The sequence below is a fragment of the Ectobacillus sp. genome, assembly GCF_056992975.1.
Genome location: NZ_JBXKMX010000275.1, coordinates 1 through 11,052, shown reverse-complemented (window position 1 = coordinate 11,052; position 11,052 = coordinate 1). Strand labels below are relative to the sequence as shown.

The following is an 11,052-nucleotide window of genomic DNA, read 5'->3' as shown; positions in this document are numbered from 1 at the left end:
AGAAGCCGTTTTGTTCAAGCAGTTCATGATGTGTTCCTTGTTCAATGATTGTTCCTTTGTTCATGACTAAAATTAAGTCTGCATCCTTGATGGTAGAGAGGCGGTGGGCAATAACAAAGCTTGTGCGTCCTTGCATCAACGTATTCATTGCTTTTTGAATATAGATTTCTGTTCGTGTATCTACGCTGCTTGTAGCCTCATCTAAAATCATGATGGGCGGATTTGCTAGGATTGCCCGGGCAATCGTGAGAAGCTGCCGCTGTCCTTGTGAAATATTCGAAGCATCTTCGTTTAATACAGTGTCATATCCATCTGGAAGTGTACGAATGAACTGATCGGCATGTGCTGCCTCCGCTGCCTTAAAGACTTCTTCGTCCGTCGTACCCAAATGGCCATAGGCAATATTATCCTTGATTGTCCCGTTAAAGAGCCATGTGTCCTGCAATACCATTCCGAATGTTTTGCGAAGGTCATCCCGAGACATATTTAGCGTATCGATGCCATCAATTTTAATTGTGCCGCTATTCGTTTCGTAAAAGCGCATCAGTAAATTAATTAATGTTGTTTTTCCGGCACCTGTTGGACCGACGATTGCTACCGTTTGACCAGGTAATACATTGATATTTATATCGTTGAAGAGAAGGACATCTGGTTTGTAGCCGAAATGTACGTGTTCAAAGTGTACTTCTCCTTTGACAAAATCTATGTTAACTGGATTATTTGTTTCTTTCACTTCTTCATTTTCATCTAGCACTTCAAAGACACGTTCTGCTGCGGCAATCGTAGATTGAATAATGTTTGCAATATTTGCAGTTTGCGCAATTGGCTGAGAAAATTGTCTAGAATATTGAATGAAAGCTTGGATATCTCCGATTTGAATAAACCCTTTTGTTACGTAAATTCCGCCAACTACGGCAATAGCAACGTAGCCAAGGTTGCTGACAAAAGACATAAGCGGCATGATGATTCCTGATATAAATTGAGCACGCCAGCCTGCATCATACAATTTCGCATTCACTTCATCAAATTCTACCTTTGCTTTGTCTTCATGGCCGAATGCTTTAATGATATTGTGACCATTATACATTTCTTCAATGTGGCCATTTAATTGACCAAGAGACTGTTGTTGGTTGGCAAAATACGTTTGCGACCGTTTCATAATTGGTCCAAGCACAAAAACGGATAGGATTACTACCACTACGCTAATTAACGTAAGCATCGGACTGATTGTTAGCATCATAATAATGATTCCGATAATTGTTACAAAGGAAGTGATAAACTGCGTAATACTTTGCTGAAGTGTACTTCCAATTGTATCGATATCATTCGTAACACGACTTAATGTATCGCCGTGTGCGTGTTCATCATAATACTTAAGGGGAAGTCTTGCTAGTTTCTTATTGACCTCAAGTCGTAAATCATACACGGTTTTTTGGGCAACATCAGACATAAGATATTGCTGTAAGTAGCTGAATAGAGCGCTTAGTACATAAAGCCCAACGAGTAGAAACAGTACGTTTCCTATATAGGTGAAATCAATTTTAGCTCCAGGAATTCCTTTCATTTTTAATATAACGCCTTCAAACAGCTTGGTCGTTACATTTCCCATTAGCTTAGGGCCGACAATCATGAAAATCGTACTAAGAATCGCGGTAAGGAAAACGACAAACAATTTAATCCGGCGCGGCTTTAAATAGACAAGCAAACGTTTGAGTGTGCCTTTAAAATCCTTTACCTTCGCTCCTTGTACCATCATCCCGCCGCCAGGTCCGTGACCAGGCCCGAATCCGCGCCCTTGCTGAGACTTTTGTTTTGATTCGCTCATGCGATCTCCTCCTCTGACAACTGCGATTCAACGATTTCACGATATACCGTACAGGATTCTAACAGCTCTGCATGGCTACCAATTCCTTCAACTTTTCCACCATCTAACACGATAATTTGATCAGCATGTAAAACGGTGCTCACACGCTGTGCAACGATCAGTACGGTTGCTTCTTTTGTTTCTGCTTTTAATGCAGCACGTAGGTTTGCATCCGTTTTATAGTCTAGTGCAGAAAAACTATCATCAAAAATATAAATATCCGGTTTACGGACCAATGCTCTTGCAATGGATAGACGTTGTTTTTGCCCACCTGAAAGATTCGAACCGCCTTGGGTAATGGGTGATTCGTAGCCTTCTTGCATTTGAGCGATAAAGTCAGCAGCTTGTGCAATTTTTGCTGCATGCACAATTTCATCTGTTGTTGCGTCTTCTTTTCCGTATCGTATATTTTCATTGACTGTGCCGGTAAATAATACAGCTTTTTGCGGAACAAACCCAATTTTAGAACGAACGTCGGCTTGTTTCATTTCGTGAATATTCGCTCCGTTTATGCGAATCGTCCCTGAATCGATATCGTAAAATCTAGGTATTAAATTTACAAGTGTCGATTTCCCTGAACCTGTACCGCCAATTATGGCAGTAATTTGCCCTGGCTTGGCGTGGAAGGAAATATCGGATAACGCAGGTCGTTCGGCTCCTGGGTAACTAAATGTAACGCGTTCAAACACAATATCACCTTTACTTGTTTCTGTTCCAAACGCTTCTTCTGGATCAATAATACTTGGCTCCATAGCAAGTACTTCATTAATCCGATCTGCTGAAGCCGAAGCACGAGGAACCATAACAAACATGATAGACGCCATGATGAGGGCAAACATGATTTGTGCGACGTATTGGATAAACGCAAATAAATCACCAATTTGCATACTGCCGCTATCGATTCGAATACTACCAAACCAAAGAACAGCGATTGTTGCCAAGTTCATAATTAACATCATGATCGGCATGATGAAAGCCATGATTTTATTCACGCGAATGGAAACGTCTGTTAAATCATGGTTAGCTACGTCGAAACGTTCCTGCTCATACGGCTCCCGGTTAAAGGAGCGAATGACGCGAACGCCTGTTAAATTTTCACGAAGAATTAAATTCAGTTTATCGAGCTTTTTTTGTACGATTTTAAAAAGCGGTAAAGCTTTATACATCGTAAGGATGATCGTTAACACAAGAATAGGTGCGATGGCTACAATGATGAGGGATAGTTTAGCGTCCTTTGATACTGCCATTATGATGCCTCCAACAAACATAATCGGTGCACTTAACACCATCCGCATCATCATGATTAATACCTGCTGTACTTGTGTAATATCATTCGTTGTACGTGTAATTAAGGAAGCTGTGCCTATCTTATCAAATTCTTGTAGGGAAAACGCTTCTACACGCGAAAATACTCTTTTACGCAAGTTGCGGCCAAATCCCATCGCTACCTTCGAGGAGAAATAGCTTGCAAATACAGAAAAAATAGCACCGCCAGCAGCAACGCCTAGCATAATGCCACCAATTCTTAAGATGTAATTTACATCACCTTTCACAACACCTGAATTAATAATGTCAGACATTAAGGTCGGTAAATAGAGATCAGACATTGTTTGAATAAATACAAATATAAGTACACCCGCGATCATCCAAGTAAATGGCTTTAAATTACGAAAGAGTTTTATCACTTGCCTTTCCTCCTATCTCTGTTGTTACTTCTTTGAGCATCAATTCATATAATTGACTATGAATCTCTAGCAATGTATTGATTGATTCTTTAGGAAACTGAGTTAAAATAGCACGCATTCTTTGATGTAAGCCATCCGGATCGTTGTAGATAGCTTGCAATTTTTCTTTCCCGGCTTCTGTTACTAGGAGAGATACTTCTCTGCGGTTTTCTTCAGAAATGATTCGTTGTAATAATCCTAGTGAAACCAATCCATCTACACTGGAGCTAAGTGTACTTTTAGGAAACAAAAGTTTCTTACCTAATATTTTTTGCGGAACGATTTGTCTGGGCGGCATGGATTGCAAAATAATGAATTGCGGGACATTTAAGTCATTATTTATCATCGTAGCATGGAGCCATTTTCCAAAATGCCGATGAATACGAAAAAAGGATGTTAGAAAAGCGTGAGTTAGCTCCAACTCCTCATTTTTCATTTCCATATTAAATCACCTCGATTTTTATTCTCATGTGAACGGTTCTTTATAAAACTATTCGATGATGAATAATTAATATTATTAACTATATCGTAGTTTCATTGAGGAATGATGTCAAGAATAAAGTAAGGATTCAGGTAGCTTGTACCATAATCTCTATCTGTTTATCTAGGGAGAATTTCTGATTCATATCATTTGGCTAGGGGGAATACAATAATGTGAACTACATGTAGGGAGGTGCTTAAGATAAGATGACTAATTTATCGAACATAAAAGCGTACGTTCCTTATCATGCTCAAAGCGATCCTTGTCCTCCAATCGGGAAGAAGTATTATTCTACACCGCCTCATTTATATATTGGTTTTCAATCAGTCAATCTACCTCAATTTTCTCCTTTGGAAGCACTAAAAAAGGGTACTTTATGGCCAGTATTCTATGATTATTATGAGGATCCGTATCGAGGCAGGAGGGAATAGATATGCATGAAACTTTGCCGGATGAATATTATTCTTTACTTTCGGATATACAAGCAGTTGATTTCGTATTAGTGGAGCTGACTTTATACTTAGATACTCACCCGAATGATACGCAAGCATTGGATCAATTTAATCATTTTGCAAAATATCAAATGCAAGTGAAGCAGAAATTCGAAGAGAAATTTGGTCCGCTTTTACAATATGGAAATAGCATATCAGAAAAAGAATGGAAGTGGGGACAGAGCCCTTGGCCATGGCAAGTATAGGAGGTAAGAACAATGTGGATTTACGAAAAAAAGTTACAATATCCTGTAAAAGTTAGTAAATGTAATCCTAAACTTGCTAAATATTTAATTGAACAGTACGGTGGCGCAGATGGAGAATTAGCAGCAGCTCTTCGATATTTAAATCAACGTTATACGATTCCAGATAAGGTTATTGGATTACTTACGGATATAGGGACGGAAGAATTTGCGCATCTTGAAATGATTGCAACGATGGTTTATAAGCTAACAAAAGATGCGACACCGGAACAAATGAAAGAGGCTGGCTTGGATGGTCATTATGCGAATCATGATAGTGCATTGTTTTATCATAATGCGGCGGGTGTCCCATTTACGACAACCTTTATCCAGGCAAAAGGGGATCCTATTGCTGATTTGTATGAAGATATTGCTGCAGAAGAAAAGGCGCGTGCGACCTATCAATGGTTAATCAACTTATCGGATGATCCGGATATAAATGATAGTTTACAATTTTTAAGAGAAAGGGAAATCATACATTCACAACGATTTCGGGAGGCCGTTGAAATATTAAAAGAAGAACAAACAAAGAAGACGATTTTCTAATACAAGTATGGAATAAAAAGCAAAGATAGGTGGCACTGCCTTAAACAGAACTATTCAAAGACACCTTCTTGTGTATGATATTTTGTATAAGAAGGTGTCTTTATATCTGATATTTTCTTAGGAGTAGATCATCCTGGCTAAAAAATATGTTATATTATCTCACAATAAATTAACTGAATATTTAAAATAAAGTTACAATACGATATAGATATAATAATCGAATTTTTACATAGGAGTTTTGTGAACTTGTTATGAATTTTTGGCTATGCAAACACATGCACAAGCAAGGAAAGGAGTTTCAATTATGGAGATCCATACGAAGACAAATACGATTACATGCCAGCCCTTTTGCTATAAAAAACTATTTCATCAAATGTATATGGTAGATGTAAAGCTAATCGAAGGATCTATTTCGCAAACGGTTAGCATTGCAAAGCGAATGAAATATGGTCAAGCCATTATCGAAATTCCAATCCAGCTTATGGAACTATCGAAGACAGAGGGAACCTATCGTATGTTTTTCCGTGCTTCTGAATATACAGAAATGGAATTCTACTGCTTGATGGACAAACTTATGTATCAACAACTTACATTTGATATATCTAAACACTCGAATTTTGAAATTCATTCACGAACTAAGAAAATGATCTGCATTATTGATGATTGTACCCTTTATGACAATATAGCATTGTTAAAGTCTTTTACGAACATACCAACTGATGTGTATATCAAAATAAGTCAGCATCAAGAAGAACTGATGAAATATGTAAAAACCAAAACTCCAGGAAATATCCATTTCCTATCCTCCTTCGACTATGAAGAGATGCAATCTATTTTTGATGATAGCCTCATCAATACGCAGCTCTATATTTCAGGTTCGTGGTCGTTAATTATGTATATTAAGGAATTAGCATATAGTTTTGGACTAACAGATGATAACATTCAATGCAAAGGCTTTAGAGACAAAAGGGAACAAGTATTTTGTGTGAAATGCTATCATTTAAATATGAAGAAAAATGAATTAATATGCGAGCATTGCAAAACCAAACTCAGTGTTTCTAACCACTTTTCAAAACGGCTTGGCGCCTATTTAGGGTATGTAAATGTTGTCTTGTAGTACAATAGTGACATACATAAATGCTAACTAAATGTAGTAAAAATGATTAGGTAGTGTAAAAATAGTATGCTATACTTAATCTACCATTTTACTTTACTTGCACGTATAATTCCTATTCATTAGTGAATAGGGATTTTTTAGTGGGGTTAGAAACAACAAAAAACAGACTCTACAAGTAGAGTCTGTGAAAGATGTCGATTTAAATTATGCTTTACGAACGTTTGTAGCTTGAGGTCCGCGTTGACCTTGTTCTACATCGAATGTAACAGCTTGACCTTCATCTAAAGTTTTGAAGCCTTCGCTTTGGATTGCTGAGAAATGTACGAATACATCATCTCCACCTTCGCGTTCGATGAAGCCGAAACCTTTGTCTGCGTTAAACCATTTTACTTTACCTTGTTCCATTATTATTGCCTCCAGGCGTGTGCAATGCACACATGTGTTACTATCCTTGCTCAAAACTTCAAGATTGAAAGTTGTTCACTTAACATACCTTGCCGAACAAAAATAATTCTATTTAAATGTAACAGGGTATGAATGATATTGCAAGAATTAATACGGTGAAAATATGTAAATTTTTTCCGAAAGTATGTAAGAGAGGGCTATCTTTTCAGTCGGATCTATATAAGCAGAATGGACTTTTAATAATTTAATATCATAGATTTTAGTTAACGTCACCATTGCAGGTAGCCTACTTAATGGTATTTCATGAAGTATAATCAGATAATTCTAAAAACAATGTTAGATTATATAACACACTTGTGGTTGCCGTATTTTGTTTCTGCTATCTTTAAAACAACTTAAGGATTTCAGTTTCACTATTAGATCTAAAAAAGGATATTTTAGGACATTTCCTTTAAATGGATTGGTTCTAGAGTATTCGTGTTAGTTGGCTGTAGTCGATTTTAGGTAAGGTAGGATCAGGCATATCTAGCAAAAACACAAAGAAGCATGAAAAACAAAAAAATACAGATTCGAGAGGGGCAACAAACATGTTTAGTTTGAAGAAAATTTCCTTATATTTAATTATTTTGACATTAGCAGTTCTCACAGCTTGTAGCAATTCATCAAAAGCACCCGTAACATCCGATACCACAAAGTCAACAGATACAAGTTCAGCCATTTCTGGGCCAACCATTGATAAAATAAAGAAAAGTGGAAAGCTTGTTATTGCAACTGGAAACTATTATCCATTCGAGTATCATGAAAAAGGAAGTAATAATCTAGTAGGTTATGATATTGATCTTGGGAAAAAGTTAGCGGATAAACTAGGCGTTACGGTGGAATGGAAGGAAATGCAGTTTACTTCACTAATACCTACTTTACAAAATGGACAAGCAGATCTTGTTATCGCGGCGATGTATGCAACGGATGAACGTAAAAAAGTCATTGATATGTCGGATTCTTATAGTGATACAGGTATGGTCCTCGTAAAACGTAAAGACGATGCCTCTATAAAAGGTTTGGATGATTTGAATGGAAAAACAGTAGGGGTTAAAGCAGGCGCAGCGAGTGAACAGGCAGCGAAAGATATGGTAGCAAAAGGGATGAAATTAACGATTAAATCGTATAAAGATACGACTGATTATTTGATGGATTTACAGCTGGGCCGCGTTGATGTAGCATTTAATGATTATTTAAACCAAATGGGATATAACAAACAAAATCCAGACAGCAAATTGGAAATTGTCGGACAAGCATTTACAAAAGCTTCATTAGGAATTGGTGTAAGTAAGGGTCAGGATGATTTACTGAAGTTTGTGAATAATGAAATTAAAACGATGAAGGATAGTGGCGATGAAAGCAAGCTATTTGATAAGTGGCTGAAATAAAGGAGGGGTTTGAATGACTTTACATTATGCAGACATGATCCCCTTTCTTCCAATATTTTTACAAGGGTTATGGAAAACAATTGAATTGTCGTTTTATTCTTTAAGTATTGGGGTTCTATTCTCTATTATCGGAGGGGTTTCGCGCCTCTCCTCCAACTTTATTATTAATAAAATCGCATTTTTATATGTTTGGATTTTTCGGGGAACGCCTTTACTCGTGCAATTATTTATCTTGTACTTTGGATTACCTCAACTAGGGATTCGCTTGGAACCGATGCAAGCAGCGGTATTAGGACTATCATTAAATACAGGTGCTTATGCAACTGAAATTGTTCGTTCTGGTATTCAATCGATTGATAAGGGACAAAGAGAAGCAGCACAGTCGCTTGGTATGTCAAAGTTTATGACGATGTATCGGGTTATAGCGCCGCAAGCAGTAAAAGTGATGATTCCACCTATGGTCAACCAATTTATTATGACGATCAAAAATTCTTCGATGGTTTCGCTTTTGACGATTACGGAATTATTTCATACTGGGGAACAAGTGATTGTGACAACATTCCGTAGTTTTGAAGTGTATACAGTCATCGCTTTCTTGTATCTGATTGTAACTTCCATGCTTATGATTGTAGCTGGTCGTTTGGAAAAGGGGTTGAGACTGCATGATTGAACTAAAGAATGTTGCGAAATGTTATGGAACTCATCAAGTATTATTTGATATCAATTTGAAGATTGAAAAGCAGGAGAAGGTTGTTATTATTGGACCGAGTGGTTCTGGGAAAAGTACGGTTTTACGATGCATCAATGGGCTAGAAACAATTGAAGGCGGGGACATTTTGTATAAAAATAAGTCTTTGCTAGATAAGAAGGAATTACATTCTGTTAGAACGGAAATTGGAATGGTATTTCAACGTTTTAATTTGTTTCCTCACCGCACTGTGTTGGAAAATGTTATGGAAGGCCCAGTTTGGGTTAAAAGAATGAATAAAGATAGGGCTAGAGAATTGGCTGCAGAACTACTGAACAAAGTAGGGCTTGGTAATAAATTAGATGCCCACCCGCATCAATTATCAGGAGGGCAGCAACAACGAGTAGCCATTGCCAGATCACTTGCAATGGAACCAAAATGTATTCTCTTTGATGAACCGACCTCTGCGCTTGATCCGGAACTTGTCGGAGACGTATTAGGCGTAATGAAGCAGGTTGCATCGGAAGGAATGGCAATGATTGTTGTTACGCATGAAATGGGGTTTGCACGAGAAGTTGCCGATCGTGTTATCTTTATGGACGCTGGTCAAATTGTGGAGATGGGTTCGCCGGATGAAGTACTGCTTCATCCACGTGAAGAGCGAACACAAGCCTTTTTAAGTAGAATTTTATGACAGGAAGAAAAAGCCGCATTCTTTTGAACTGAAAAGAATGTGGCTTTCTTCATTGTACTTCGAATATGAACGTTTTATATAGTATTACTTCCCACTTACAATCGGCATCCGTTCCTTTGTCCAACCTTTAAATCCATCTGCTAAGTTTATAACAGATTTAAACCCATTAGCTTGTAGAATACTTGCAGCAATGGCAGAGCGAGCACCAGATAGACATTGTACAATTAATGTTTTATCCTTTGGAAGCTCGGACATACGGTCTGATAAGTAGCCTAGCATGTAATGATGAGCTTGTTCAATATGACTTTCATCCCATTCGGATTGGTTACGAACATCAAGTAAGAAGGTATCCTCTTGTTTTAGAAGCTCGCTTAATTGATAAGGATTAATGTTTTCGTATGTTTCTGTAAGAGATCCAGATTGCGTTGCAACTGCAGCATCGATATATCCTTTCACTTGATCTAGTCCAATAGATTGAAGAGCTTCTCGGATAGTAGCTATATTTTCTTCTTCTGCAATTAATATCATTTCTTGATTATATTGAACAACCCAACCTGCCCAGTTTGTAAAGGATTTATTAAATGGAATATTAATGGATCCGTTCATGTGTCCATTACGGAAATCTACAGCAGGGCGTGTATCAATGACAATTGTCTTTTCGTTTATACTATTTTGTAGTTGATCGATTGAGTTGTATTTCAAAATGGCTTTCTCTGATAGTAGGTTTGGACCTACTTTATTTAACTTTTTCATCATTGCAAAATACTTAGGTGGTTCAGGTTGCCCTGAAAGCAATGCTTTAACAAAAGGTGCTTCCTCTTTATATTGCAACGCCCAGTTGTTTCGTAATTCATAGCCAACTGTGGAAAGAGGAACGGCTCCTAATGCTTTTCCGCATGCACTTCCTGCTCCGTGAGCGGGCCAAACTTGCAAGTGTTCCGGTAGTGTTTTAAAGCGTTCTAGGGAATGAAACATCTGTTTTGCACCGACATCGGCTGTTCCTACAATGCCTGCTGCCTTTTCTAAAAGGTCTGGTCTCCCAACATCTCCAACAAATACGAAGTCGCCTGTAAAGATACCCATAGGTACCGAAGAGCCTCCCCCTTTATCTGTTAAAATGAATGAAATACTTTCAGGGGTATGCCCTGGCGTATGCATAACTTCAAATGAAATATTTCCTATCTGGAAAACAGAACCATCATGAACGAGTTCATGGTCGATATTATCTACATATTGGTACTTCCAGTTTTCATCTCCTTCGTCAGATAGATATAATTTCACATTGTGGCGTGTTGCCAATTCACGCCCGCCGGATAGAAAATCGGCATGAATATGTGTTTCAGTTGCTGCTGTTATGTGTAAACCTTCTTTTT

General features: G+C 37.8%; 12 protein-coding genes. 7 read left to right on the top strand and 5 right to left on the bottom strand.

Going from position 1 to position 11,052, the window contains the following annotated elements; translation table 11 throughout:
• The 3 genes from AC11ZT_RS12595 to AC11ZT_RS12585 form a co-directional block, all read right to left on the bottom strand.
• The coding region (locus AC11ZT_RS12595; protein WP_484059932.1) for an ABC transporter ATP-binding protein at window positions 1–1,825 on the bottom strand (1,825 nt) is incomplete at its 3' end.
• On the bottom strand, window positions 1,822–3,549 hold the full coding sequence (locus AC11ZT_RS12590) for an ABC transporter ATP-binding protein (RefSeq protein WP_484059931.1): 1,728 nt from the start codon (window positions 3,547–3,549) through the stop codon (window positions 1,822–1,824). The genes AC11ZT_RS12595 and AC11ZT_RS12590, both read right to left, overlap by 4 nt.
• Complete coding sequence (locus tag AC11ZT_RS12585; RefSeq protein WP_484059930.1) at window positions 3,530–4,030, bottom strand: MarR family winged helix-turn-helix transcriptional regulator; 501 nt, start codon at window positions 4,028–4,030, stop codon at window positions 3,530–3,532. Before AC11ZT_RS12585 ends, AC11ZT_RS12590 begins: the two co-directional genes overlap by 20 nt.
• A gap of 245 nt (window positions 4,031–4,275) precedes the next feature.
• On the opposite strand from AC11ZT_RS12585, the gene AC11ZT_RS12580 reads away from it, so the two are divergent.
• The 4 genes from AC11ZT_RS12580 (at window position 4,276) to AC11ZT_RS12565 (ending at window position 6,465) form a co-directional block, all read left to right on the top strand.
• A complete protein-coding gene (locus tag AC11ZT_RS12580) occupies window positions 4,276–4,500 on the top strand; it encodes a spore coat associated protein CotJA (RefSeq protein WP_484059929.1) in 225 nt (74 codons plus the stop codon).
• 2 nt (window positions 4,501–4,502) lie between these two features.
• Window positions 4,503–4,766 carry a spore coat protein CotJB gene (locus tag AC11ZT_RS12575; protein WP_484059928.1) on the top strand — a complete coding sequence of 88 codons (264 nt, stop codon included), beginning with the start codon at window positions 4,503–4,505 and terminating at the stop codon, window positions 4,764–4,766.
• Window positions 4,767–4,778: 12 nt separating this feature from the next.
• Window positions 4,779–5,348, top strand: coding sequence for a manganese catalase family protein (locus tag AC11ZT_RS12570; protein WP_484059927.1), 570 nt, complete (start codon window positions 4,779–4,781; stop codon window positions 5,346–5,348).
• Between the two features lie 304 nt (window positions 5,349–5,652).
• Entirely contained in the window at window positions 5,653–6,465 is an 813-nt protein-coding gene (locus AC11ZT_RS12565) for a dimethylamine monooxygenase subunit DmmA family protein (RefSeq protein WP_484059926.1), read from the top strand.
• A 204-nt stretch (window positions 6,466–6,669) separates the two neighbouring features.
• Here the strand turns inward: AC11ZT_RS12565 and AC11ZT_RS12560 are convergent, their stop codons facing one another.
• The gene (locus AC11ZT_RS12560; RefSeq protein ID WP_484059925.1) at window positions 6,670–6,870 is read right to left on the bottom strand and encodes a cold-shock protein; all 201 of its coding nucleotides are present in this window, start codon (window positions 6,868–6,870) and stop codon (window positions 6,670–6,672) included.
• Between the two features lie 587 nt (window positions 6,871–7,457).
• Here AC11ZT_RS12560 and AC11ZT_RS12555 point away from each other — a divergent pair.
• The 3 genes from AC11ZT_RS12555 to AC11ZT_RS12545 are packed head-to-tail and all read left to right on the top strand — an operon-like array spanning window position 7,458 to window position 9,679.
• Window positions 7,458–8,297 (top strand): substrate-binding periplasmic protein, encoded by an 840-nt coding sequence (locus tag AC11ZT_RS12555; protein WP_484059924.1) that lies wholly within the window; start codon window positions 7,458–7,460, stop codon window positions 8,295–8,297.
• A gap of 13 nt (window positions 8,298–8,310) precedes the next feature.
• Window positions 8,311–8,967 carry an amino acid ABC transporter permease gene (locus AC11ZT_RS12550; RefSeq protein ID WP_484059923.1) on the top strand — a complete coding sequence of 219 codons (657 nt, stop codon included), beginning with the start codon at window positions 8,311–8,313 and terminating at the stop codon, window positions 8,965–8,967.
• The gene (locus AC11ZT_RS12545; RefSeq protein ID WP_484059922.1) at window positions 8,960–9,679 is read left to right on the top strand and encodes an amino acid ABC transporter ATP-binding protein; all 720 of its coding nucleotides are present in this window, start codon (window positions 8,960–8,962) and stop codon (window positions 9,677–9,679) included. Before AC11ZT_RS12550 ends, AC11ZT_RS12545 begins: the two co-directional genes overlap by 8 nt.
• Window positions 9,680–9,763: 84 nt before the next feature.
• On the opposite strand, the gene AC11ZT_RS12540 is transcribed toward AC11ZT_RS12545, so the two are convergent.
• Window positions 9,764–11,052, bottom strand: a 1,289-nt coding sequence (locus AC11ZT_RS12540) for an MBL fold metallo-hydrolase (RefSeq protein ID WP_484059921.1), incomplete at its 5' end; no start/stop codon positions are given.

Bases quoted from the DNA above. Each gene is read 5' to 3' on its own strand.
- AC11ZT_RS12585 (WP_484059930.1), bottom strand. From the start codon at position 4,030: ATGGAAATGAAAAATGAGGAGTTGGAGCTAACTCACGCTTTTCTAACA.
- AC11ZT_RS12580 (WP_484059929.1), top strand. From the start codon at position 4,276: ATGACTAATTTATCGAACATAAAAGCGTACGTTCCTTATCATGCTCAA.
- AC11ZT_RS12575 (WP_484059928.1), top strand. From the start codon at position 4,503: ATGCATGAAACTTTGCCGGATGAATATTATTCTTTACTTTCGGATATA.
- AC11ZT_RS12570 (WP_484059927.1), top strand. From the start codon at position 4,779: ATGTGGATTTACGAAAAAAAGTTACAATATCCTGTAAAAGTTAGTAAA.
- AC11ZT_RS12565 (WP_484059926.1), top strand. From the start codon at position 5,653: ATGGAGATCCATACGAAGACAAATACGATTACATGCCAGCCCTTTTGC.
- AC11ZT_RS12560 (WP_484059925.1), bottom strand. From the start codon at position 6,870: ATGGAACAAGGTAAAGTAAAATGGTTTAACGCAGACAAAGGTTTCGGC.
- AC11ZT_RS12555 (WP_484059924.1), top strand. From the start codon at position 7,458: ATGTTTAGTTTGAAGAAAATTTCCTTATATTTAATTATTTTGACATTA.
- AC11ZT_RS12550 (WP_484059923.1), top strand. From the start codon at position 8,311: ATGACTTTACATTATGCAGACATGATCCCCTTTCTTCCAATATTTTTA.
- AC11ZT_RS12545 (WP_484059922.1), top strand. From the start codon at position 8,960: ATGATTGAACTAAAGAATGTTGCGAAATGTTATGGAACTCATCAAGTA.